A 22,981-nucleotide genomic window follows, 5' to 3' on the forward strand; every position below is an offset into this window, starting at 1 on the left:
AGACTTCCCCTTGTAACCTGTTTCGGTGCGTCCAACGCTTGGTCTTTGCGCTGTTTTCATGCTACGCAAATTTTTGACCGATTGGACAAACGTTAGCACCGCCCTGTCGGCGGTCAAGGGATTACTAGCGGAAATGCGGCTTCTGAAGTGCGTTCCACAGCCTAGGGAAAAACTGGTCCAGAGAATTGGTCCAGATGACCGCCAACATGAGGGTTCGCAACGGTGAACACCGGCACGGAAGCCCCTCGCCGCACGCGCATCCAGCAGGAAAAGCGCGAACTCATCCTGGAGGCAGCGTTAGAGGTGTTCTCCACCCATGGCTTCCGCGGCTCGACCATCGACCAGATCGCCGAAGCGGCCGGCATGTCGAAGCCGAACCTGCTCTATTACTTCCGCCGCAAGGAGGACATTCACGAGACGTTGATGCAGCGCCTGCTCGACACCTGGCTGGCGCCGCTGCGCGAGCTCGACGACATCGGCGATCCGATGACCGAACTCAGGAGCTACATCAGGCGCAAGCTCGAAATGGCGCGCGATTTTCCACGCGAAAGCCGGCTGTTCGCCAATGAAATCCTGCAGGGCGCGCCGCGCATCATGCCGCTTCTGGCCGGCGAGCTGAAGACGCTGGTCGACGAGAAGGCCGCCGTCATCAAGGGCTGGATGCGCGCCGGCAAGATCGCCAGGACCGACCCCTGGCACCTGATCTTCTCGATCTGGGCAACGACGCAGCATTATGCCGATTTCGACGTCCAGGTTCGCGCCGTACTCGGGCCGAACCGCGGCGGCGACGGCCGCTTCGAGGACGCAGCGCGGTTCCTGGAGCAGTTGTTTCTCGATGGGCTGAAGCCGAAGGGCTGACCTGCCGCGACGGCTTAGGCACTGCGCCGTTCGGCCGGCAGCGCGTCCAGCAGGGACTGCAGCTTGGCGATCGAGTTCTGCTCGGCCAGCGGCGTGTAGACAACCAGCCTCATGTCTGAACCATCGTCGATCGACAGGCTCATATGCTCGAAGGCCATTGCGCCGGCAGTGGGATGGCGGACATGCTTCACACCCGTCAGTCTCCGCGCCACGTCCCTTAGAGGCCACCAGTCACGGAACTCGGGGCTTGAGCGCATCATTAGCGCGATCAAGCGGTCGAAATCGGGATCACCGACATATTTGGCGCTCTCCGCGCGAAACGACGCGAGCACCACGCGGGCGAGTTCTTCCCAGTCGACCAGCAAACGGCGGTGGTGCGGGCTGGTGAACACCATGTGGACGATGTTGCGGGCGTCACCCTCGAGCAGGCCATAGTCGCCGAACACCGCGACGGCCGCGTCATTCCAGGCCAGTACGTCCCAGCGCCGGCCAACGACATAGGCGGGTTGCAGGACGAGGCTTTGCAACATGTGCAGCAAGGGACCATCGGCCTTTTCCGGCGCGGCGACGCGGCGCTCCGGCTGATGACGCCCGGCAAGGATGAACAGGTGTCGCTTCTCGACGGCGTCGAGACGCAACGCGCCGCTGAGCGCCGTCAGCACCTCAACGGAAGGCCGCACGTCCCTGCCCTGTTCCAGCCAGGTGTACCAGGTGGTGCCGACGCCAGCGATCATCGCCACCTCTTCGCGACGCAGGCCCGGCGTGCGGCGCCTGAGACCAGTCGAAATGCCGGTCGCCGAGGGTGTCAGCCTTTCGCGGCGCGAGCGCAGGAAAGCCCCGAGCCCGCGCCGGCGGCTGTCTTCAGCGGAACGAGAGGGCGCATCCATGACGCCTATTATAGCAGTATTGATACCAGGATAAAGTTTGAACTGTTTGAGATCGGCCTGATATCCCATCTTGCGTTCAGAGCAACAGACAGGAGGCTCTGGACATGGACCTGAAAGACAAGACAATCCTCATCACCGGCTCGACCGACGGTGTCGGCCGCGTCGTGGCGCAACGGCTGGGTGCCGCCGGCGCCCAGGTGCTGGTGCATGGCCGCGATGCGGCGCGCGGCAAGGCAGCGGTTGCCGGGATCGAAGCGTCCGGCGGCAAGGCCGAATTCCTCGCCGCCGACCTCGCCTCGTTGGCCGAAATTCGCCGCCTCGCCGAGGTCGTACGTGCCCAAACGGACCGGCTCGATATCCTCATCAACAATGCCGGCATCGGGACGGCAGGGGCCAAACGGCAGGTCAGTGCCGATGGCTACGAACTGCGTTTCGCGGTCAATTATCTCGCCGGCTTCCTGCTGACCTCGGAGCTTCTGCCGCTGCTGAAGGCCAGCGCCCCGGCGCGCATCGTCAATGTCGCCTCGGCCGGCCAGCAGGCAATCGACTTCGGCGATGTGATGCTGACCCAAGGCTACAGCGGCGTGCGCGCCTATTGCCAGAGCAAGCTGGCGCAAATCCTGTTCACCGTCGATCTGGCCGAACAGTTGGAAGGCACAGGCATCACCATCAACGCACTGCACCCGGCAAGCTACATGAACACCACAATGGTCCGCCAAGCCGGCGTGACGCCATGGAGTTCGGTCGAGACCGGCGCCGACGCCATCGTCAATCTTGCCGCCTCACCCGCGCTCGAAGGCCGCAGCGGTCTCTATTTCGACGGACTGCGCGAAGCCCGCGCCGATGCCCAGGCCTACGACGCCACGGCACGGCAGCAATTGCGAAAGCTGAGCCTCGACCTTGTCGGCCCGGCCTCCTCAAAATCCAGGGAACAGCACTCATGACCAACAGAACAGAACACACAGTCATCATCGGCGGCTCGTCCGGCATCGGCCTGGCAACCGCACATAAACTGCTCGGCCCGGGCATGAAGGTGACGATCACCGGGCGCAACCAGGACAAGCTCATCAGCGCCTGGAAGGGCCTCGGCGGCGCCGCCGACAAGGCGGCCTTCGATGCCTCGAAGCCGGATGAGGTCCGCCAATTCTTCGAGCGTCTCGGCCCGTTCGATCATCTCGTGTTGGCGGCCAGCGGCGGCAAGGGCCTCGGTCCGTTCGAGACGCTTGACCTTGCCGATATCGGCAGCGGCGTCGAAGAGAAGGTGCGGCCGCAACTATCCTGCCTGCAGGCGGCATTGCCGACGCTCAACAGATCCGGATCGGTGACCTTCATATCGGCGGTGTCGGCTCAGGCCACAATGCCTGGCATCGCCGGCATCGGCGCCATCAACGGCATGCTCTTGACCGTGGCGCCGATCCTGGCGGTCGAACTGAAGCCGCTGCGCGTCAACGTCGTGGCACCTGGTGTCATCGACACGCCGTGGTGGGACTTTTTGCCCGTCGAGCAGCGGCAGGCGGTCTTTGCCGAATATGCCGGCAAGACGCCGGTCGGCCGCATCGGCCGCGCCGAGGATGTCGCCTCGGCGATAGCCTTCCTCGTCTCCAACGGCTTCATGACCGGCCAGGTCCTTACCTGCGACGGCGGCCTGCGGTTCGCGGCGTGACGTCGACTTGTCAGAACGACTGCGCGATCAACGTCAGGAAGCCGCCGCTCAGCGCGACATTGCCGACAAAGCCGTTGATGCGCGCCGCGCGGTCCGGGCCCTGATGATCCCAGAAATTGTGGAACATCGGCGTGGCGACGATCAGGAACAGCACCAGCACCGCGCTGGCGAGTGCCGTCCACAGGCCGGCCATCACCAGGACACCGGCGATGATCTGCAGCACGATGCCGGCCCACAGCGCCAGCCGCGCCTGCGGCACGCCGCGCGCGGCTATCAGCCCGGTGAGGAAAGCCGCGTTCTGGATGTTGCGAAGGCCGGCGAAGACGAAGGCGCCGCCAAGCAGCAGGCGTCCGAGAAACAACAAGGTCGCAGGCAAATCGGCAGGCATAAAACACTCCCTTTGAAAACAATGGGAGCGCCGCCTCTCCGACAGCGCTCCTTTGGCAGTAGAAAAATCAGGCCGCCTTGGCGGCCGGCATCGGATGAATGGCCTGGAACGGGATGCACAGCCGGTTCCAGGTGTTGATCATGCCGATCGCCACCGACAGCTTGACCAGTTCTTCCTCGGAGAAATGCTCGAGCGTGCGGGCATAGAGCTCGTCCGACACGCCATTGTTGGCGATCAGGGTCACCGCTTCGGTCCAGGCGAAGGCGGCGCGCTCGCGTTCGGAAAACAGCGGCGATTCCTTCCAGGCCGCGACGAGGTAGAGCCGTTGCTCGGTCTCGCCGTCGCGCCGCGCCTCGCGGCTGTGCATCTCGACGCAGAAGGAACAGCCATTGATCTGCGAGGCCCTGAGCTTGATCAGGTGCAGCAGGCCGACCTCCAGCCCGCATTCGTCGACCGCCTTGTTGAGGGCCGACACTGCCTTCATGATCTCCGGCGCCTTGGCGAAGAATTGCATCCTCTGTTTCATACTCTGTCCTTTCACATCTGCTTTGGCGGGGTTGAACTGGATTTCTGGGGCCGCTGGTGGCGCGCGACGAAGGCGCAGCTCGCGGCAAAGGATCTCGGATCGCCCTCGGCCGCGTAGTCCGCTACGACGTCGGACAGCTTCACTTCGGCGAGCGCTGCCCGATAGGCACGCTCGGCCTTGAGCATCGCGGCATTGATGCCGCAGGGTTTGACATAGGCCGAGGCATCGATCTTGACCGGACCGTTGCGGCGGATTTCGCCGCAGCGAAACGCCGGCTCGCGCCCTTCGACCGCCAGCACGATGTCGAGCAGGGTGATGCGCTCCGCCGGCCGCGCCAGCCGGTAGCCGCCCGCCGGCCCCGGCACCGATTCCAGGATACGCTCGGCGGTCAGCATGTTGAGATGCTTCAGCAGATAGCTCGGCGACAGCCCGAAACACTCGGCGAGAGCAGCGCCCGGCATGGTGCTGTTGCCCTCCACGCTCGCCAGCGTGGCCGCGCAATGGATGGCCGCCTCAACGCCCTCGCCCAGCTTCATGATGCCGATCTCCCATTCATGGATATTTCTTATCATGGATAGTTTTTATCCACAATAGGAAAAAGAAAAACGGCGACCGAAGGCGCCGTTTTTGAGTGTCTGTGGCTATTCCGCCGCCACCTTGGCCATCGGGTTGTTCGGGTGCGTCGTCCAGTTGGCGTAGATCGGCGACACCGGCTTGCCGGTGCGCTTGTCGATGACGCCGGCGGCCAGCGGCTCCATGGTGATGCAATTGTCGACCGGGCAGACATTGACGCAGAGGTTACAGCCGACGCACTCGGCCTCGATCACCTCGAAGTGTCTCACGCCATTGACCATGCTGGTGATCGCCTGGTGCGAGGTGTCCTCGCAGGCGATGTGGCAGCGGCCGCATTTGATGCAGGCGTCCTGGTCGATATGCGCCTTGGCGACATAGTTGAGGTTGAGATACTGCCAGTCGGTGACGTTGGGCGTGGCGCGACCGATAATGTCGTCGAGCGAGCGGTGGCCCTTCTCGTCCATCCAGTTTTCGAGACCGGCGATCATCTCCTGCACGATCTTGAAGCCGTAGGTCATCGCCGCCGTGCAGACCTGCACATTGCCGGCGCCGAGCGCCAGGAATTCGGCGGCGTCGCGCCAGGTGGTGATGCCGCCAATGCCGGAGATCGGCAGGCCTTGTGTCTCCGGATCGCGCGCGATTTCGGCCACCATGTTCATGGCGATCGGCTTCACCGCCGGGCCGCAATAGCCGCCATGCGAGCCCTTGCCGTCAATGGTCGGCATCGGCGCGAAACTGTCGAGGTCCACACCGGTGATCGAATTGATGGTGTTGATCAGCGACACCGCGTCGGTGCCGCCGGCATGTGCAGCCCGCGCGGGCTTGCGGATATCGGTAATGTTGGGCGTCAACTTGGTGATGACCGGCATGCGGGTATACTGCTTGCACCAGCGTACCACCATTTCGATATATTCCGGCACCTGGCCGACGGCCGCACCCATGCCGCGCTCCGACATGCCATGCGGGCAGCCGAAATTGAGCTCGATGCCGTCGGCACCGGTCTCCTCGACCAGCGGCAGGATGGCTTTCCAGCTTGCCTCTTCGCAAGGCACCATGATCGATGCGATGAGCGCCCGGTCGGGCCAGTCCATCTTGACCTGCTTCATCTCGCGCAGATTGGTCTGCAGGTCGCGGTCGGTGATCAGCTCGATATTGTTGAGACCGAGCAGGCGCCGGTCGGCGCCCCAGATCGCGCCATAGCGCGGGCCGTTGACGTTGACGACCGGCGGGCCTTCCTCGCCCAGCGTCTTCCACACCACGCCGCCCCAGCCTGCCTTGAAGGCGCGGATGACATTGTAGGCCTTGTCGGTCGGCGGCGCCGAGGCCAGCCAGAACGGATTTGGCGATTTGATGCCTACGAAATTGTTGCTGATATCTGCCATGACAGGTCCCTTTCAGCCGAGACGAAGAAGCAGTTCGACGGGTGCGAGAATGCCGCCTTCAAGCGCGGCGGTGATATTGGCGATCTTGGCGCGGGCGTCTTCGCCCATGACGAGGCCGACGCCCGGCGGCGGCTTCTTGCCCTCGGCCTGCGCGGCGGCCATCCGGGCACGCATCGCGGCGAAGAATTCGACGGCGAAAGCACCGCGCCGCCGCTCGGCGACGACGGAGAAGCCGGAAGCCGTCGCTGCCGAGCGATAGTCCTCCGGCATGGCAACGAAGGACATGCTCTCATCCGATGCCCATGGCAGCGGGTAGGTCAGCGCGCCGACCTTGAGCCGCATCACGTCATAGACGGCAAAGACGCCGCCCGGCCGGAGCACGCGCGCGGCCTCGCCCATCAGCTTTTTCTTGTCGGGAAGGTTCATGCCGACATGCAGGATCATGGCGGCGTCGAAGCTGGCACCGGCGAATGGCATGTCCAGCGCGCTGCCTTGCACGAAGCGCGTCCTGTCGGCCATTCCCGTGCGCTTCGACAGGCTGGTCGCGATGTCGACATAGCTTTGCGTGAGATCGATGCCGGTGACATCGGCGCCGGCTTCGTTGGCGGCAAAGCGGGCCGGACCACCCACCCCCGATCCGATATCGAGCAGCCTGGCTCCCGGCTTCAACCCCATCTGCCCGATGAGTTCCCTTGTGGCGGCGATGCCGCCAATGTGGAATTCGTCGACCGCTTCGAGATCGCCGGCACGCAGACGGGCAACGTCCATGCCCGTATCGGCGAGCGCGGCAAGGATGCGCTGCTCGAGACCCGATATGTCATAGTGACGGGCGATGCCCGGTTCCACCGTGGCCATGATCCTTATCCCTGCGTCAGACTCCTGTGTATGCTCTCAGCCGCATCACGACCCTGCGCCACGGCCGAGACGGTCAGGTCGTCACCGCCAAGGATGCAGTCGCCGCCGGCCCAGACTTTCGCCAGCGAGGTGCGCCCTTCCCCATCGACCTTTATACGGCCGGCTTCGAGCTCAATCGAGGCCCCGCTGCCGTTGAGCGCGGCCGGGACAAAACTCTGGCCGATCGCAGCGAATACCTGGTCGGCGACCAGCGTCAGCGTCTCGCCGGTGCCGGCAAGCTTGTCGCCCTTCAATGCCGTGTATTCGAGTTCGATACCCGATACCTTGCCGCCGTCTGCGATGACGCGCCTCGGCTGCAGCCAGTGGCGGATGATGACGCCGTTGGCGGCGGCCAGATCCTGCTCGAACCCCGAGGCGTTCATGTGCTCCTGGCCACGCCGGTAGCAGATCGTCACCTCCTCGGCGCCGAGCAACTTCGACTGCACGGCGGCATCGATCGCCGTCATGCCGCCGCCGATGACGACGACACGGCGTCCGACCGGCAGGCCGGCGAGATCGCTGGCCTGGCGCAGTTCGGCGATGAACTCCACCGCATTGGTGACGCCGGCGGCATCCTCGCCATCGGCACGCAGCGCATTGACGCCGCCGAGCCCCATGCCGAGGAACACCGCGTCGTAATTGCGGATCAGGTCGGAGAGCTGGTAGTCGCGGCCGAGCGCCTTGCCGTTCTGGATGTCGATGCCGCCGATCGCGGTGACATAGTCGACCTCGGCCTGGGCGAAATTGTCGACGCTCTTATAGGCGGCGATGCCGTATTCGTTGAGGCCGCCGGCCTTCGGCCGCGCCTCCAATATGGTAACGTCATGGCCATGGCGGGCGAGCCGGTGCGCGGCGGCAAGGCCGGCCGGGCCGGCGCCGACCACGGCAACCGTTTTACCGGTCGGCTCCGCGCGCGGATAGAACTGCTTGTTCTCGGCCATGGCGACATCGGTCGCGTAGCGTTGCAGGCGGCCGATCTGCACCGGCTTGCCTTCCGCCACCTCGCGCACGCAGACCTCTTCGCACAGCGTCTCGGTCGGGCAGACGCGGGCGCACATGCCGCCAAGGATGTTCTGGTCGAAGATGGTCTTGGCCGAGCCGATCGGGTTGCCGGTCGAGATCTGGCGGATGAACAGCGGAATGTCGATCGAGGTCGGGCACGCGTTCATGCATGGCGCGTCATAGCAGAAATAGCAGCGGTCGGATTCGACCAGCGCCTCATGGTGATCGAGCGGCGGATGCAGGTCTGAAAAATTGTCCGCGTATTGCTCGGCTGCAAGCCGGCCGCCGACGATACCTTCCTTGAACTGGCCTTCTGGCATTGTCAGTTCCCCATGTTTTCGTTTTGGGGAAGGCTAGCACGTTTTATTTTTTTATCAATTGGTCAATTTTCGCCGCAAGCGGCTGAAAAGGCTTAATAATAACATGATTTTTTCACTCATGTTATGGATGGCTGCTCTTGCCGGGATTACCCTCGTCGGCCGGCCGGCCATGGAGCGCCCGGACCTCGTTCGCCACCAGTTCCTGCAGCCGCCACAGATTGCGGTCATGGATGCCGAACGCTTCGAGGTGGCTGACCGTGTTGTAGAGATATTCGGCGCCGGAGCCGATATGGCCGCAGGCCCTCGCCAATATGCTCGCCACTCTGTCCAGCGGCTGACCCAGCGACGTTCCCCTGCCCTTCACGCCAACCCAGAAACCGAGCGCCCGCAGCGCGCCTTGCGCCGTATGCACCGGCAGCCACCGGACCGAACTGACGCTCTCATGGTCGCTGATTTCGCGGCGCAGCAGCCTTTCGATCTGCGCCGGCTTTTCGCCCTCCGGCAAGCGGTAGATCACCCCGTTGCAGCGTCCGCCGCGTTCGAGCGCCATCATCAGCCCCGGCTGCGCGGCGCTGCCGCGCCAGCGCACCATGTCGAGGCAAAAAGAGCGGTGCCAGCCGAAGGCCGTGGCGAGCCGTTGCTCGACCGATTCGAACTCCGGCTTCCAGATCAGCGAGCCGTAGGCGAACACCCACAAAGGCCCCTCATCCGCTTCAGCGGCAAGCCGCATGGCCAGCGCGCTGAAATCCTCATCGTTCAGCTCCGTCCAGCTCGGGTCCGGGCCTGGATCTGCCTCTTCCCTGTGGCACAGTGCGACAAGCTCAGGCGTGAGCGACATCTGGCGCATGAACAACCCCCTTGCCGTACAGAAATCGAAAACCTCGGGGCGCGCAACCGGGAACGCATGTCATGGGCAGGCATTATTGTCCGGGCGGTTGTCGGATGTCCGTAGCCAGGATCGTCCTGAGGTGGATCGGACAACGATCGATGCTGAACGGTGAGGAGACCGACCATGCCGAAATCCCCGATGCCCTTCTTCTGGTACGAGCTGATGACATCAGACCTCGACGCCGCCGAGGCCTTCTACACCAAGGTTGTCGGCTGGACGGCGCAGCCCTTCGACAAGGCGCCCGGCATGCCGCGCTACATCGTCGTGAATGTCGGCGAGCGTGGCGTTGGCGGGCTGATGACGATGCCCGAGGATGTCAAGAAGATGGGCGCACCGCCCGCGTGGCTCGGCTATATTCACACCAAGGACGCCGACGCCTCGACCGAAGCCTTGAAGGCGGCCGGCGGAAGCGTCCACCGCGAGCCCGACGACATTCCGGGCGTCGGCCGCTTTGCCGTCGTCGCCGACCCGCAAGGCGCGACCTTCATGTTCCTGCAACCCAATGGCCCCGACCAGCCCGTCGTGCCGGCCAGAACGCATGGCCATGTCGGCTGGCACGAGCTCTACACCAGCGACTGGAAGGCCGCGTTCGATTTCTATTCCGGCCAGTTCGGCTGGACCAATGCCGGCGATTTCGACATGGGCCCGATGGGCATCTACCAGACCTTCAAGGCTGGCCCCGAATCCGGTGGCGGCATCATGAACAAGCCCGCGCAAATCCCCGTCCCGGTCTGGCAGTTCTATTTCAACGTCACCGGCATCGACGCGGCCGCAAAACGCGTCACCGACAATGGCGGCAAGATCCTGATGGGACCGATGGAGGTGCCCGGCGGCAGCTGGACCGTGCAGTGCCAGGACCCGCAAGGCGCGCATTTCGCGCTGATGGCGCCGGTGCGATAGACGGCGACACCGCCGGCACGAAGCAACGGCCTTTCATCGCACCCTCGACGAAAGGCCGCATTACTCTACTTGCCGCTATTCCGGCGTCAGCACCGCGACCTTCAGTTCAGCCTTCTTCGCGCCGCTGAACTGGACGATGGCCGGTCCGGCCGCGAGCTTGAAGCGTACGCTCTTGCGGATGCCGGGGCAGGTTTTCACACCGCTATAGCCCGCCGACTTGATGGCCTTGCCATCCTGGATGACATCGATCCAGGCTTCGCCCGACAGGCTGATCTGAATGGCTCCTCCGGCCGGCACGTCCACGCTGGCGACGGCACCGAACGTGCCCTCCGCCGGCGCGCGCTCGGGCGGCAGCGTAAAACCGGCTTTCTCCGCCGGAACCAACGCCAGGTCCGCGGCAGCACCCACCGCCAGCTCCGCTCCAGCCGGCGTTGCGGGCGCCGCGGCAAACAGCGCCTGTTCCCGCGTCACAGGCCATTTGAAGGCCTCGCAACCGGCGTCCTCGGCCATGGCAAAGATGGTGCCTGCAAGGAGTGCGAATAGGCTGATGATGACTTTTTTCATGGCAAGGGAACCCACAGGTTTGGAGTGTCCATCTCAATACAACCATAGAGATATAAATGCAACCTTGGCGAGAACAATATCAAAGGTCAAACTGGGGAACATTTCCAATCACCGATTGTTGATGGTGCGCCACGGGAAGTGAATAGTCCATCGCCGGGCAACGATCTATGGCCGGACAGGGAGGGGTGAAAATGGAGTTTTAGATGAAGCTTTTTGAAGGCCTCTCCAGATACCAGCCGCAGGCGCTCGGCGTGCTGCGTATCATGACCGCGCTGCAGTTCGTCGAACATGGCAGCCAGAAACTGTTCAACTTCCCCGCCAGCGCCGAGCCTCACGTCCTTACCGGGTTGACGACGGCTGCCGGGATCCTCGAATTCGCCGGCGGCATCCTGCTGGCGCTTGGCCTGTTCACCCGCCCGGTCGCGTTCCTGCTGGCCGGCGAAATGGCGATCGCCTATTTCATGGCGCACTACCCGCGCGACTTCTTCCCCATCAACAACAGCGGCGATTCGGCAATCTCCTTCTGCTTCATCTTCCTCTATCTGGTCTTCGCCGGCGCCGGCGCCTTTGCGCTGGACAATCGCGGCAAGGCCTGATGTCCCCGCGGGGGTGAGCCCTCACCCCCGCATCCGCTCAAAATTCGCATCGAACAGTGGCGCGGCCTGTATGCGCGCCGCGTGGCGCTTGCCCAGCAACTCGATCTCGAAGCCGTCGCTTTCGTCGGCGATTTCCTTCGGCACATAGCCGACGGCGACCGATTTTTTCGAATGATGGGCGTAGCCGCCCGACGTCACCCAGCCGCGCACCGCGCCGCCGAACCAGATCGGCTCGTCGCCGATGACATCGGCGTCGTCGGCGTCGACAATAAAGGCGCGCAGCCGCAACTTGCCGCCTTGCTTGCGCTCGGTCAGCGCTGCCGCCTTGCCGATGAAATCCGCCTCCTTGCCATAGGCGACGAAGCGGTCGAGCCCGGCTTCGAGCGGCCCGTAGATCGGTCGGTATTCGCGTCCCCATGAGCCGTAGTTCTTCTCGAGCCGCAGCGCATTGAGCGCGCGCGAGCCGAACAGGCCGATGCCGAACTCGGCGCCCGCCGCCATCAACGCATGATAAGCCGCGCGCTGATATTCCGGCGCCACCCAGATCTCATAGCCGAGATCGCCGGTGTAGCTGACGCGGCCGACCAGGCACGGCGCCATGCCGATATCCATCCTCGCCGCCGCCATGAACGGAAACGCCGCGTTGGAAACATCGGCGCGGCTGACCTTGGCCAGCACTTCACGCGCCTTCGGCCCGGCAATCGCAAGGCCGGTGAGTTTCGCGCCCAGCGCCTCGATCTGGACCGAGTCGTCGCCGGGCAGATGCGCCTCGAACCAGCGCATATGGTACTGCTCGGCAATGCCCGAGCCGGCGAGGAACCACCCCTCCGCGCCGAGATTGGCCAGCGTGAAATCGCCGATCAGCCTGCCGTCGTCCTTCAACATCGGCGCCAGCGTCATGCGGCCGGGTTTTGGCAGTTTGCAGGCGAGCATGCGATCGAGCCAGGCCGCCGCCCCCTCGCCCGTCACCTTGTATTTGGCGAAGCTGGAAATCTCCGCCAGGCCGACGCCGTCGCGCACCGTCGCGACTTCCCTGGCGACATGGGAGAAGTCGCTGGAACGCCGCCAGGAGAACTCGTCCTTGACGCCTTCCGGCGCGTACCAGAGCGGCACTTCCAGCCCATAGGCAACACCAAACTGCGCGCCATTCGCCGACAACAGATCGTAGACCGGCGTCGTCTTCAGCGGCCGCCCGGCCGGCAGTTCCTCATTGGGGAAGCGGATCGAAAAGCGCCTGGAATAGTTTTCGCGCACCTTGGCGTTGGTGTAGGCCATTGTCGCCCAGTCGCCGTAGCGTGCCACATCCATCGCCCAGATGTCGGCGCCGGGATCGCCCTCGATCATCCAGTTGGACAGCGCCAGGCCGACGCCGCCGCCCTGTGAAAAACCGGCCATGACGCCGCAGGCGACCCAGAAGCCCGGCAGGCCGCGCACCGGCCCGACCAGCGGGTTGCCGTCGGGCGCGAAGGTGAAGGGCCCGTTGATGATCTGCTTGATGCCGGTGTTCTGGAAGGCCGGGAAATGCCGAAACCCGACCTCCAGCGACGGCGCGATGCGGTCGATGTCGGGCGCCAGCAACTCATGGCCGAAATTCCACGGCGTCTGATATTCCGACCACGGCTTGTTGGCCTTCTCATAAGTCCCCATCAGCATGCCGCCGCGCTCCTGGCGCAGATAGAGCTCGCCGTCGAAATCGACGGCATGGATGATCTCCGTGCCGGTCTTGGCGTTCCAGGCGGCGACCTCCGGCATGTCCTCGGTGATCAGGTACATGTGCTCCATGGCCAGCACAGGCAGTTCGAGCCCGACCATGCGGCCGACCTCGCGCGCCCACAGGCCGCCGGCATTGACGACATGCTCGGCGACCACCTCGCCCTTGTTGGTGATGACGCGCCATAGCCCGTCGGGCCGCCGCACAATGTCCTCGACCTTGGTGAAGCGCTCTATTTCCGCCCCAAGCTTCCGCGCGGCCTTGGCATAGGCGTGGGTGACGCCGGAGGGATCGAGATGGCCGTCCTCCTTGTTGCGGACGGCGCCGACGAACTCTTTGGGATCGAGCAGCGGCATCAGCTCGGCAGCTTCCTTGGGCGAGATAACTTCCAGGTCGATGCCGAGATAGCGGCCCTTGGCGACGACACCGCGCAACCAGTCCAGCCGCGCCTCGGTGGCGGCGAGCAGCACGCCGCCGGTCAGATGCACGCCGGTCGCCTGGCCCGAGAGCTCCTCGATCTCCTTGTAGAGGCTGATCGTGTATTTCTGCAGCTTGGCGACGTTGGGATCGCCATTGATCGTGTGCATGCCGCCCGCCGCGTGCCAGGTCGATCCGGATGTCAGCTCGTCACGCTCCAGAAGCACCACGTCGGTCCAGCCATGGCGGGCGAGATGGAACAGCACGGAACACCCGACGACACCGCCGCCAATGACCACGACCTTTGCATGCGACTTCATAGATTCTTCTCTGATATCAATGGATTGGATGGATGAATGGATTCAGGATGGGAGGCATCACGGCTCGCCCTGCCCGATCGCTTCCTTGCGCCTGGCGACATAGGCTTCAAGGGCCTCGCGCACGCAGGCATCCATTGCCGGCTCGACATAGTCTTCCAGCGCCTTCTTCCACAGCCGCGTCGCGCGCGCTGTCGCATCGAGGCTGCCGGCCTCCTGCCAGGCTTCGAAATTCTGCCAGTTGGACAGCATCGGATGGTAGAAGGCGGTGGCGAAGCGCTCCAGCGTGTGCGGCTCGCCGAAGAAATGGCCGCCGGTCGGCACCGCGCCCAGCGCCTCGACGGCAAGTTCCGCCTCGTCGACCACGATCGGCCGCAGGAACTCCATCATGTGCTGGATCATCTCGACATCGATGATGAATTTTTCGAACGACGCCGTCAGACCGCCCTCCTGCCAGCCGGCGGCGTGGTAGACGAGATTGCCATGGCCGAGCACAGCGCCCCACAGCGCCATCAGCGTCTCATAGGCGCCTTGCGCGTCCGCTGCATTGGAGGCCGAGCCGGGCGTCGTCCGGTAGGGCAGGCGATAGCGCCGCGCCAATTGCCCGGATGCAATGTTGGCCTTGGTATTTTCAGGCGTACCGAAGGCCGGGGCCCCGGACTTCATGTCGACATTGGAGGTGAAGGCGCCATACATCACAGGCGCCCCCGGCCGCACCAGTTGCGTCAGCACCACCCCGAACAGTGCTTCGGCATTCTGCTGCGCCAAGGCACCCGCCAGCGTCACCGGGCTCATCGCCCCCATCAACGTGAACGGCGTCACCGCCACCGACTGGCCGAACTCGGCCATGGTCATCAGGCCCTCGGCCATCATCTCGTCGAAGCGACGCGGCGAGTTGACCGAGATGATGGTGGCGATGCCCGGATCGTCGCGCAGTTGGTCCAGCGTCAGCCCGCGCGCGATCGCCATCATCTCGATGCCGTCCAGCGCCCTGCCCCGACCGATCGCCGAGACATGAAAGCTCTTATCGGTCAGCGTCAGATTGGTGAAGTAGGTGTCGAGATGGCGCGAGTTGGCTGCAAGTTCGACAGGCGCGCAGACCTGGTTGCCCAGCATATGAACGCAGTTGAAATGCTGCGCCAGCCGGGTCAGGTCGGCATAGTCGCGCAAATTGCCGGCGCGGCGGCCACGCTCCATGTCGTGCACATTGGGTGGGCCGGCAACGAGGGTGAAGTTGATGGTGTTGCCGCCAAGATGAATGGCGTTGGCCGGATTGCGCGGCGTCAGCGTATAGCTGGAGCGCGTCGTCTTCAGTGCCTCGTCGACCATGCCGCGATCGATGCGGACATTGGCCGAGGCGTGATCGACCGCGGCACCCGCCTTCTTGAACAGCGACAGTGCCCGCCGGCTCATCACCTCGATGCCGAAATTCTCCAAAATATGCATGGACGCCAGATGGATCGCCTCGATCTGCTCTGGGGACAGCAACGCCATGGGCGGATAGGGATTGGTCACCCGCCTTTGCGGCAGTTGCTGGATGGGCGCCGGACCCCGGTTGCTGGTGCGCTCGGCGCCGCGCTTGCGTCTTGGTTCGTTCATGCCGGGCATCAAAGCCTTGGCGAACCAGGCAAGCTGTCAGAAATACGCCGTTTACGGGCGTGATTTTAGCCAAGGCGGCATTTACGCAGTACGCTTTTATAAAAAACGACAGTAAGCGTCGGAATACTCCTATGGCATTTTCCAGGGCGCTCGTGCCGACGATGCATTAACGGCGGCAGCAAGATTCCCTTTATGATTTCGGCCTATTGCTCACCCAATGCGTACGAGTTTTAGTAAAATTGTAGCGGTTGGCGTGTTGCTGGCACTTTCGGCCTGCGCGACCGCGCCCAGCCACATCAACAATGTCTGCGCCGTCTTCGACCAGAATGATGGCTGGTTCGACAATTGGCAGTCGGCGGCCGAACGCACGGAGCAGAGATACGGCGTGCCGGTCCCCGTGCTGATGGCGACGGTGCGCAAGGAATCTGGCTTCAAGAGCAATGCCCGGCCGCCGCGCACCAAGCTGTTCGGCTTCATCCCCTGGAAGCACGTCTCGTCGGCCACCGGCTTCTCGCAGGCGCTCGACGGCACATGGTCGCAATATCAACGCGAAACCGGCAACTGGGCGGCGCGGCGCACCAAATTCGCCGACGCCGTCGATTTCGTCGGCTGGTACCATTCCAAGACGGCAGATACCTACGGCGTCGCGCGCAACGACACCTACAATCTCTACCTCGCCTACTATCTCGGCTGGACCGCCTATGGCCGCGGCAATCGCGGCGACGCCGGCGTCCAAGGCTATGCACGGGCCACCGACAAGATGGCGCGGGACTATGGAGCGCAGTTGCAGCAGTGCGGAAGCTGACACACAGCCCTGGTTAGTGCCGCCTTGTCGTATCTTTCGGCTTTGAGACACCGGTTTCGGAAGTCTCGTCGCGGACTTCGTGGCGACGGGCTCGCAAGACGGCGTCCGCATCCTCGACAGCCTTTCCGGTCGCATCGGCTTCCGCGTTGGCGTTTTTGCCGCTCGGGCGCGCCGGCGGCGAACCGACAAAGCCTGGACCTTCGCCATGCGGCGCATCGTCCGGAACGCCCTCATGCGCGGCATGTTCCTTGTCGAACTTGATCACCGGTTCCATCTTGGCCAGCACGTCGTCGGCCAGCCAGCACAGGCTCATATGGCCGTCGCCAAGGTTCTTGACCGGCGGCACCTTGGTCTCGCACAGATTGTCCGGCACCAGCTTCTTGTAGCCGCAGCGCGTCTGGAACGGGCAGCCGGACGGCGGGTTCATCGCCGAGGGAATGTCGCCTTCCAGCACGATGTGCTTCTTGACCACGCTGGTATCCGCGATCGGGATCGCCGACAGAAGCGCCTCGGTATAGGGGTGATAGGGCGGCGCGAATATCTGGTCGGTCGTGCCTTGCTCGACGATATAGCCGAGATACATGACGACGACGCGGTCGGCGATGTAGCGCACGACCGACAGATCGTGGCTGATGAACAGCATCGTCGTCTTGTTCTTGCGCTGGATGTCCATCAACAGTTCGGTCACCGCCGCCTGCACCGACACGTCGAGTGCCGAGACCGGCTCGTCCGCCACCACCACCTTGGCATCGCCGGCAAAGGCACGCGCCACGCCGATACGCTGCTTCTGGCCACCTGACAGCTGACGCGGTTTGCGCGTCTCGAAGGCGCGCGGCAGCTTCACCAGGTCGAGCAGTTCCAGCATGCGCTTGCGCCGGTCGGCGACCGTCTTGCCGACATTGAACTTCTCCAGCGTGCGGATGATCTGCGCGCCGACCGAATGGCTGGGGTTGAGCGTGTCGAACGGGTTCTGGAACACCATCTGGATCGACGATACGGTGTCGACGCTGCGCTTCTCGATGCCGGTCGACTGGATCTCCTTGTTGCCCAGCGTCACGCTGCCGGAGCTTGCCGTCTCCAGCCCGAGCAACACCTTGGCCAGCGTCGACTTTCCGCAGCCGGATTCGCCGACTATGGCGACGGTCTCGGATTCGCGCGCCATGAAGGAGATCGTCTCGTTGGCCTTGACGACGCGGCCTTCGCTCGAGCCGAACACCTCGCTGCCGCCGACCTTGTAGTATTTCCGCAAATCCTCGATCTTGAGCACCGGCGCGCCCGGCACGACGCGCTCATTGACCTTCTTGGCGCCGGGCGGCAGCGCCTCCCAGTCGATCTCGTTGAAGCGCACGCAGCGCGAGAAATGGCCCTCGTGGCCGGCGACCTCGACCATCGGGATTTCGGCGGCGTTGCAGACGCCCTCGACGAAATGGTGGCAGCGCGGGCCGAAATTGCAGCCCTTCGGCCGCTCATGCGGCAGCGGCAATTGCCCCGGAATGGCAATCAGCGGCCGCGAGTTCTTGTCGGCGCCCGGCAGCGGGATCGAGCGGAACAGCCCTTGCGTGTAGGGGTGGCGCATCCGGTCGAACACGTCCTTGATCTTGCCGGTCTCCACCGCCTCGCCCGAATACATCACAGTGATACGGTCGCAGGTTTCGAGGATAAGGCCGAGATTGTGCGACACGAAGATCATCGACGTGCCGAACTTCTCGCCCAGCCCCTTGACCAGCTCGACGATGCCGGCTTCAACCGTCACGTCGAGCGCCGTCGTCGGCTCGTCAAGCAGAAGCAGCGCCGGCTTCGACAGCAGCGCCATGGCAATCACGATGCGCTGCTGTTGGCCGCCGGAGAGCTGGTGCGGATAGGAGCGCATCATGCGCGCGGGATCGGGCAGCTTGACCGCGCGCACCATTTCGAGGGAGCGCTTGTAGGCCTCTTCCTTCGACACCTTGTCGTGGATCAGCGGCACTTCCATCAACTGCTGGCCGACCTTCATCGCCGGATTGAGGCTGGCCATAGGCTCCTGGTAGATCATCGCGATCTTGTTGCCGCGGATGGCGCGCAGCTCCTCCTCGGAGAGCTCGCCCATGTCCTTGCCCTGGAACTTGATCCTGCCGCCGACGATCTTGCCGATGTTGGAGAGGTCTCGCATGATGCCCAGCGACACGGTCGACTTGCCGCAGCCGGATTCGCCGACGATACCCATCGCTTCGCCGGGCATGACCGTGCAGGAAAAATCCATGACCGCCGGTATTTCACCCTTGCGGGTGAAGAAGGAGATCGACAGGTTTTCGATCTCGATGATCGGCGCATTGGTCGGCCCTGGGGTCGGCTTGCCGGGATTTCGAACTGCCTCGTTCATGGGTCGCTCCAATCCAAATTCTACCAGATGCGGGCCGGAGCCCGTCAATCAGTCTTTCATCGATTGTTCACGCAGCGAGTCGGCCAACAGGTTGAGCCCCAGCACGAACGACATCAGCGCGATCGTCGGCGGCAGCGCCGGGTGGATGAAGGAGCGCAGCAGCCTGCTGGCATCCTTGATCGCCGTGCCCCAGTCGGGGCTTTCCGGAGCCAGGCCGAGACCGAAATAGCCCAGCGTCCCGAGCAGGATCGTGGTGTAGCCGATGCGCAGGCAGGCATCGACGATCAGCGGTCCGCGTGCATTGGGCAGGATTTCCCAAAGCATGATGTACCAGGGCGATTCACCGCGCGTCTGCGCCGCCGCCACATAGTCGCGCGTCTTGATGTCCATCACCAGGCCGCGCACGATGCGGAACACGCCCGGGCTGGAAGCAAACACCACCGCCACGAAGATGTTGAGCTGGTTGGGATCGATGTGGACGATGTGCAGCGGGTCCTTGTCGAAGACAAGGCCGAGATAGACCCAGCCGCCTATGATCAGCGTCAGGCCAAGCAGGATGTACAGCCGGTCAGGCCGGTTCTTGTAGCGCGTCCAGAAGAGCACGCTGAAGAAGATGATCGGAAACAGGAAGAACACGCCGGCCATGGCATAGGGGATCGGCGTGTCCATGATGCCCGGCGTCACCAAGAGGTAGAACAGCAGGATCACCGGGAAGGCCAGCACGAGGTTGGCCAGGAACGACAGCACCGTATCGATCTTGCCGCCGTAATACCCGGCGGGCAGGCCAAGCGTGATGCCAACCATCAGCGCGAAGCCGGTGGCAGCCGGCGCGATGATCAGCACGATCTGGCTGCCATAGACCATGCGTGAAAACACGTCGCGTGCCAGCTTGTCGCCGCCGAACAGATAGACAAGCCCCGATTGCGGCTCGATGGCGCCGGGCAGCATGTCCTTCATCACCGGGACTTGTGCCAGCGGATCGAAGGGCGAGATGGTCGATGCGAAGATCGCCGTGAACAGCCAGAACAGGCAGATGCCGACGCCGACGATGCCGACGCCGCTGTCGAATAGCTGCCCGTAGAGCGCCAGCTTCTTCTTGTAGGCGAAGCTCGCCCCCATGACGATGATGAGCGCGATCCAGACCGGCCAGAAGCGCGACAACACTTCGAGAATGACACCGAAGGCACTGATATATTGGACCTGCATCCGCTTCGCCCCCTACTGAACTCTGATACGCGGATTGAGAAACGCGTAGCCGACATCGGAAATGAGCTGTGTGATCAAGACGATGAACACGGAGACCAGCGAGCAGCCAAGCAAAAGGTCGATGTCGTTGTTGCCGGCGGCCTCGACCAGAGTGTAGCCGAAGCCCTGGTAGCGGAACATCACCTCGACGATGACGACGCCGGTGAGCAGCCAGGGAAATTGCAGCATGATGACGGTGAACGGTGCGATCAGCGCGTTGCGCAGCGCATGCTTCACCACCACGCCACCAAAGGAGAGGCCCTTCAACCGGGCGGTGCGGATATATTGCTGCGTCATCACCTCGACCATCGAGGCGCGGGTCATGCGAGCGATGTAGCCGATGCCGTAGATTGCCAACGTCATGACCGGCAAGGTGAAATTGTAGAAGGTGATACCTTGGCTCGCCGACGCGGCCGAGCCGTTCAACCAGCCAAGCCATGAGGCGAAGATGACGGTGAAGATGACGCCCGACACATATTCCGGCGTCGCCGTCGAGGCGATCGAGGCCACCGAAAGCACGCGGTCGGTTCGCGACCCCTCGCGCATGCCGGCCAGGATGCCGATCAAGAGCGATACCGGCACCATCACCGCCAACACACAGAACATCAGGATCCCGGTGGCGCCAAGTGCCGGGAACAGCTTAGAGGCGACCGTTGTCTTGAACTTGGTCGAGCAGCCGAAATCGCCTTGGAGGACGCCGGCGAAGGTCGGTACGACCGGGTCATTGCAGAAGGAGAAACGCTGCGCCGGCTTGCCTGTAGCCGGGTCGGTCACCGGCTGCTTTGGCATGACGCCAAGCCACTGCCCATAGCGGACAAAGAAGTTCTGCCGGTAGCCATGGTTGACCAGCCAGCTCTCGAGCTGCTCGGCCGACGTGTGCATTTCAGTCTGGCTGATCGCCAGCTTCTTCAGGTTGGGTTCAAGGTTGATCAGGAAAAAGACGATCATGGTCAGGCACAGCATCGTCAATGCCATGGTGCCAAGACGCCTGATAACGAAGGAAAGCATGGCGGCCCCCTGCCGGTCTGGTTGGGGTTGGAGCCCGCTGAAAAGCCACCTCAGCCGCAACGGCGGAACTGACTGTCAAACAGGCCCTCGGATGCAATCAACCCAGTTTATTGCACGACCTTGCCAGAGGAGTCCGCAACTTTTGCTGCGCCGACTTCTGGTTTTGCAATCATGCGGAGAGGGAGGAAGGGGCGAACCGCCCCTTCCTCCGCTTGGCCTGATCACGCCTGGTCGAGCCAGATCTTGCCGTAGTCGCGCTCGAATGTCGGATGCATCTTGTAGTTTTGCACCGCCTTGACCGAGTGGCTGTAGAGCTTGCGCCAGTAGGGCTGGATGATGATGCCGGAATCCTGCAGGATCTGCTCGATGTCCTTCATCATGTCCTTGCGCTTGGCCGCGTCGGAGACCGCAAGCGCAGCGTTCAGCTTGGCATCCCAGTCGGGGTTGGACCAGGCACACTCGTTCCAGGCCTCACCGGTGCGGTAGGCCAGCGCCAGAACCTGAACGCCGAGCGGACGCATGTTCCAGTTCGTCATCGACAGCGGATACTTCAGCCAGTCGTTCCAGAACGTCGAGCCCGGCAGCACGGTGCGCTTCACCTTGATACCGGCGTCGCGCAGCTGGGCGGCGATCGCGTCGCCGGTGTTCTTGTGCCAGTCCTCGTCGACGGTGATCAGTTCATGCTCGAAATCGGCCTGACCGGCTTCCGCCATCAGCGCCTTCGCCTTGGCCGGATCACGGGTAAGCTTGGGCAGCTCGTAATATTCCGGATGGATCGAGCAGACATGGTGGTTCTCGGCGACCGAGCCAGCATTGCCGTAACCGAGCTGGAGGACGACATTGTTGTCGACGCCGAGTTGCAGCGCCTTGCGCACCTTCTCATTGTCGTAAGGCTTGTGGGTGACGTTGGTGCGGCAGACGATGGTCGAGGCGGTGACGACTTCGGACTTGACCAGGTCCATCTTGTCGAGGATCGACACATAGTCGGCCGACGTTTCAAAATTGGTATGCACTTCGCCGGCCTCGAAAGCGCTGACCATGGCGGCCGGATCGGTGCCGTAGTCGATGAACTCGATGCCGTCGAGATAGACGTCGCCGTCCCACCACTTGTTGTCGGCGCGGCGCTTGTAGACCACTTTCTGGCCGACATCGTAGGAGACGAGCTCGAACGGACCGGTGCCGATCGGGCAGGCTTTGAAATCGCCGCCCTTTTCGTCGAAGGACTTGTGGACGACGAGAGCCACATAGTCGCAAATCCCCGGAATGATCGAGATGTCGGGCTTGGTGAGCGACAGCTTGACGGTCATGTCGTCGACCTTGGTGACCGCGCCTTCACGCAGCTTGCCGGTCTTGTCGTCGAACAGCGTGCCAAGACGGCCGGGCATGGAATTGCCTTCAGCGGCCTTCTCGCCCCAGCGGTTGAAGTTGTGCACCACGTCGTCGGCGGTGAACGCATCGCCATTGTGCCAGGTCACGCCCTTGCGCACATGCAGCACGTACTGGGTGGCATCGTCGTTGACGTCCCAGGACTCAAGCAGATAGGGGCGGAACGTGTATTCAGTGGTGTATTTGACCAACGGCTCAAGCGCCTGGCGCTCGGCATTGGCGATTTCCGACCAGTCGGACTTGCGCGGATCCTTCGGATCCTTGATCCACTGGGCGACCTTCAGGATGCCGCCCTTCTTGGGGGCATCTTCGGCTCTTGCCTCGGTCGGCGCCGCAAGGCCGAGCAGGCCATAAGCCATCGCCGTCGACGCGCCGAAGACGCTGGCGAGCGCCAGGAATTCGCGGCGATCGACCTTACCTGCCTTGGCTTCTTCGGCCATGGCCAGGATGTGATCCGGAACGCGATCGCCATTACTCTTGTAGATTGTCATGACTAACTCCCATTGTTGGCTTTCCGCCGATTAACATTCCGCATCCAGGCCATGATGTCAAAGACAGCTTGGATTGGGAACATGCTGCGAATGTGCAACTTTGAAAAGGGAGCGGTACGCGTGATAGCGACAGTCTTGACGCAAAATTGCTAGTGCGCCCAGATTCCGCCAAAATCTGCGCAGGACGATTAAAATGAGACA

General features: G+C 63.2%; 21 protein-coding genes. 6 read left to right on the forward strand and 15 right to left on the reverse strand.

Annotated features, from left to right (window positions below):
- Window positions 1-222: 222 nt before the first annotated feature.
- Window positions 223-858, forward strand: a complete 636-nt coding sequence (locus ACWGS8_RS09255) for a TetR family transcriptional regulator C-terminal domain-containing protein (RefSeq protein WP_454580631.1) — start codon at window positions 223-225, stop codon at window positions 856-858.
- Window positions 859-872: 14 nt separating this feature from the next.
- On the opposite strand, the gene ACWGS8_RS09260 is transcribed toward ACWGS8_RS09255, so the two are convergent.
- Entirely contained in the window at window positions 873-1,745 is an 873-nt protein-coding gene (locus ACWGS8_RS09260; RefSeq protein ID WP_454580632.1) for a helix-turn-helix transcriptional regulator, read from the reverse strand.
- 104 nt (window positions 1,746-1,849) lie between these two features.
- On the opposite strand from ACWGS8_RS09260, the gene ACWGS8_RS09265 reads away from it, so the two are divergent.
- Together ACWGS8_RS09265 and ACWGS8_RS09270 are read left to right on the forward strand one after the other, a co-directional pair.
- A complete protein-coding gene (locus tag ACWGS8_RS09265) occupies window positions 1,850-2,689 on the forward strand; it encodes an SDR family NAD(P)-dependent oxidoreductase (protein WP_454580633.1) in 840 nt (279 codons plus the stop codon).
- Window positions 2,686-3,408 carry an SDR family oxidoreductase gene (locus tag ACWGS8_RS09270; protein ID WP_454580634.1) on the forward strand — a complete coding sequence of 241 codons (723 nt, stop codon included), beginning with the start codon at window positions 2,686-2,688 and terminating at the stop codon, window positions 3,406-3,408. Before ACWGS8_RS09265 ends, ACWGS8_RS09270 begins: the two co-directional genes overlap by 4 nt.
- A 10-nt stretch (window positions 3,409-3,418) precedes the next feature.
- Here the strand turns inward: ACWGS8_RS09270 and ACWGS8_RS09275 are convergent, their stop codons facing one another.
- The 7 genes from ACWGS8_RS09275 to ACWGS8_RS09305 all read right to left on the reverse strand — a co-directional run bounded on the left by ACWGS8_RS09275 (window position 3,419) and on the right by ACWGS8_RS09305 (window position 9,340).
- Complete coding sequence (locus ACWGS8_RS09275; protein WP_454580635.1) at window positions 3,419-3,796, reverse strand: DoxX family protein; 378 nt, start codon at window positions 3,794-3,796, stop codon at window positions 3,419-3,421.
- Window positions 3,797-3,863: 67 nt separating this feature from the next.
- Window positions 3,864-4,322, reverse strand: a complete 459-nt coding sequence (locus ACWGS8_RS09280; protein WP_454580636.1) for a carboxymuconolactone decarboxylase family protein — start codon at window positions 4,320-4,322, stop codon at window positions 3,864-3,866.
- A gap of 11 nt (window positions 4,323-4,333) precedes the next feature.
- A complete protein-coding gene (locus ACWGS8_RS09285) occupies window positions 4,334-4,858 on the reverse strand; it encodes an RrF2 family transcriptional regulator (protein WP_454581253.1) in 525 nt (174 codons plus the stop codon).
- Window positions 4,859-4,963: 105 nt separating this feature from the next.
- Complete coding sequence (gene preA / locus ACWGS8_RS09290) at window positions 4,964-6,277, reverse strand: NAD-dependent dihydropyrimidine dehydrogenase subunit PreA (protein WP_454580637.1); 1,314 nt, start codon at window positions 6,275-6,277, stop codon at window positions 4,964-4,966.
- A gap of 12 nt (window positions 6,278-6,289) precedes the next feature.
- On the reverse strand, window positions 6,290-7,132 hold the full coding sequence (locus tag ACWGS8_RS09295; protein WP_454580638.1) for a class I SAM-dependent methyltransferase: 843 nt from the start codon (window positions 7,130-7,132) through the stop codon (window positions 6,290-6,292).
- A gap of 5 nt (window positions 7,133-7,137) precedes the next feature.
- On the reverse strand, window positions 7,138-8,493 hold the full coding sequence (locus ACWGS8_RS09300) for an NAD(P)-dependent oxidoreductase (RefSeq protein WP_454580639.1): 1,356 nt from the start codon (window positions 8,491-8,493) through the stop codon (window positions 7,138-7,140).
- Window positions 8,494-8,614: 121 nt separating this feature from the next.
- Window positions 8,615-9,340 (reverse strand): gamma-glutamylcyclotransferase, encoded by a 726-nt coding sequence (locus ACWGS8_RS09305; RefSeq protein WP_454580640.1) that lies wholly within the window; start codon window positions 9,338-9,340, stop codon window positions 8,615-8,617.
- Window positions 9,341-9,505: 165 nt separating this feature from the next.
- On the opposite strand from ACWGS8_RS09305, the gene ACWGS8_RS09310 reads away from it, so the two are divergent.
- Window positions 9,506-10,282 carry a VOC family protein gene (locus ACWGS8_RS09310; protein ID WP_454580641.1) on the forward strand — a complete coding sequence of 259 codons (777 nt, stop codon included), beginning with the start codon at window positions 9,506-9,508 and terminating at the stop codon, window positions 10,280-10,282.
- Window positions 10,283-10,357: 75 nt separating this feature from the next.
- On the opposite strand, the gene ACWGS8_RS09315 is transcribed toward ACWGS8_RS09310, so the two are convergent.
- A complete protein-coding gene (locus tag ACWGS8_RS09315) occupies window positions 10,358-10,861 on the reverse strand; it encodes a hypothetical protein (RefSeq protein WP_454580642.1) in 504 nt (167 codons plus the stop codon).
- 188 nt (window positions 10,862-11,049) lie between these two features.
- Here ACWGS8_RS09315 and ACWGS8_RS09320 point away from each other — a divergent pair, with 188 nt between their 5' ends.
- The gene (locus tag ACWGS8_RS09320; RefSeq protein WP_322414985.1) at window positions 11,050-11,442 is read left to right on the forward strand and encodes a DoxX family protein; all 393 of its coding nucleotides are present in this window, start codon (window positions 11,050-11,052) and stop codon (window positions 11,440-11,442) included.
- A gap of 21 nt (window positions 11,443-11,463) precedes the next feature.
- On the opposite strand, the gene ACWGS8_RS09325 is transcribed toward ACWGS8_RS09320, so the two are convergent.
- Both ACWGS8_RS09325 and ACWGS8_RS09330 read right to left on the reverse strand, forming a co-directional pair.
- Window positions 11,464-13,890 (reverse strand): GcvT family protein, encoded by a 2,427-nt coding sequence (locus tag ACWGS8_RS09325; protein ID WP_454580643.1) that lies wholly within the window; start codon window positions 13,888-13,890, stop codon window positions 11,464-11,466.
- 57 nt (window positions 13,891-13,947) lie between these two features.
- Window positions 13,948-15,486, reverse strand: coding sequence for a trimethylamine methyltransferase family protein (locus ACWGS8_RS09330; RefSeq protein ID WP_454580644.1), 1,539 nt, complete (start codon window positions 15,484-15,486; stop codon window positions 13,948-13,950).
- A 217-nt stretch (window positions 15,487-15,703) separates the two neighbouring features.
- Here ACWGS8_RS09330 and ACWGS8_RS09335 point away from each other — a divergent pair, with 217 nt between their 5' ends.
- A complete protein-coding gene (locus ACWGS8_RS09335; RefSeq protein ID WP_454580645.1) occupies window positions 15,704-16,291 on the forward strand; it encodes a transglycosylase SLT domain-containing protein in 588 nt (195 codons plus the stop codon).
- 13 nt (window positions 16,292-16,304) lie between these two features.
- Here ACWGS8_RS09335 and ACWGS8_RS09340 read toward each other — a convergent pair whose 3' ends face one another.
- The 4 genes from ACWGS8_RS09340 to ACWGS8_RS09355 form a co-directional block, all read right to left on the reverse strand.
- Window positions 16,305-18,650 carry a dipeptide ABC transporter ATP-binding protein gene (locus ACWGS8_RS09340; protein WP_454580646.1) on the reverse strand — a complete coding sequence of 782 codons (2,346 nt, stop codon included), beginning with the start codon at window positions 18,648-18,650 and terminating at the stop codon, window positions 16,305-16,307.
- Between the two features lie 48 nt (window positions 18,651-18,698).
- Window positions 18,699-19,856 carry an ABC transporter permease gene (locus ACWGS8_RS09345; protein ID WP_454580647.1) on the reverse strand — a complete coding sequence of 386 codons (1,158 nt, stop codon included), beginning with the start codon at window positions 19,854-19,856 and terminating at the stop codon, window positions 18,699-18,701.
- A 12-nt stretch (window positions 19,857-19,868) separates the two neighbouring features.
- A complete protein-coding gene (locus ACWGS8_RS09350) occupies window positions 19,869-20,903 on the reverse strand; it encodes an ABC transporter permease (protein WP_454580648.1) in 1,035 nt (344 codons plus the stop codon).
- 221 nt (window positions 20,904-21,124) lie between these two features.
- Entirely contained in the window at window positions 21,125-22,780 is a 1,656-nt protein-coding gene (locus tag ACWGS8_RS09355; protein WP_454580649.1) for an ABC transporter substrate-binding protein, read from the reverse strand.
- Between the last annotated feature and the right edge of the window lie 201 nt (window positions 22,781-22,981).

It is taken from the genome of Mesorhizobium sp. 43Arga (assembly GCF_053714255.1).

Bases quoted from the DNA above. Each gene is read 5' to 3' on its own strand.
- ACWGS8_RS09270 (WP_454580634.1), top strand. From the start codon at position 2,686: ATGACCAACAGAACAGAACACACAGTCATCATCGGCGGCTCGTCCGGC.
- ACWGS8_RS09265 (WP_454580633.1), top strand. From the start codon at position 1,850: ATGGACCTGAAAGACAAGACAATCCTCATCACCGGCTCGACCGACGGT.
- ACWGS8_RS09260 (WP_454580632.1), bottom strand. From the start codon at position 1,745: ATGGATGCGCCCTCTCGTTCCGCTGAAGACAGCCGCCGGCGCGGGCTC.
- ACWGS8_RS09310 (WP_454580641.1), top strand. From the start codon at position 9,506: ATGCCGAAATCCCCGATGCCCTTCTTCTGGTACGAGCTGATGACATCA.
- ACWGS8_RS09280 (WP_454580636.1), bottom strand. From the start codon at position 4,322: ATGAAACAGAGGATGCAATTCTTCGCCAAGGCGCCGGAGATCATGAAG.
- ACWGS8_RS09275 (WP_454580635.1), bottom strand. From the start codon at position 3,796: ATGCCTGCCGATTTGCCTGCGACCTTGTTGTTTCTCGGACGCCTGCTG.
- ACWGS8_RS09285 (WP_454581253.1), bottom strand. From the start codon at position 4,858: ATGAAGCTGGGCGAGGGCGTTGAGGCGGCCATCCATTGCGCGGCCACG.
- ACWGS8_RS09305 (WP_454580640.1), bottom strand. From the start codon at position 9,340: ATGCGCCAGATGTCGCTCACGCCTGAGCTTGTCGCACTGTGCCACAGG.
- ACWGS8_RS09295 (WP_454580638.1), bottom strand. From the start codon at position 7,132: ATGGCCACGGTGGAACCGGGCATCGCCCGTCACTATGACATATCGGGT.
- ACWGS8_RS09355 (WP_454580649.1), bottom strand. From the start codon at position 22,780: ATGACAATCTACAAGAGTAATGGCGATCGCGTTCCGGATCACATCCTG.
- ACWGS8_RS09350 (WP_454580648.1), bottom strand. From the start codon at position 20,903: ATGCTTTCCTTCGTTATCAGGCGTCTTGGCACCATGGCATTGACGATG.
- ACWGS8_RS09330 (WP_454580644.1), bottom strand. From the start codon at position 15,486: ATGAACGAACCAAGACGCAAGCGCGGCGCCGAGCGCACCAGCAACCGG.
- ACWGS8_RS09345 (WP_454580647.1), bottom strand. From the start codon at position 19,856: ATGCAGGTCCAATATATCAGTGCCTTCGGTGTCATTCTCGAAGTGTTG.
- ACWGS8_RS09325 (WP_454580643.1), bottom strand. From the start codon at position 13,890: ATGAAGTCGCATGCAAAGGTCGTGGTCATTGGCGGCGGTGTCGTCGGG.
- ACWGS8_RS09300 (WP_454580639.1), bottom strand. From the start codon at position 8,493: ATGCCAGAAGGCCAGTTCAAGGAAGGTATCGTCGGCGGCCGGCTTGCA.
- ACWGS8_RS09335 (WP_454580645.1), top strand. From the start codon at position 15,704: ATGCGTACGAGTTTTAGTAAAATTGTAGCGGTTGGCGTGTTGCTGGCA.
- ACWGS8_RS09340 (WP_454580646.1), bottom strand. From the start codon at position 18,650: ATGAACGAGGCAGTTCGAAATCCCGGCAAGCCGACCCCAGGGCCGACC.
- ACWGS8_RS09320 (WP_322414985.1), top strand. From the start codon at position 11,050: ATGAAGCTTTTTGAAGGCCTCTCCAGATACCAGCCGCAGGCGCTCGGC.
- preA (WP_454580637.1), bottom strand. From the start codon at position 6,277: ATGGCAGATATCAGCAACAATTTCGTAGGCATCAAATCGCCAAATCCG.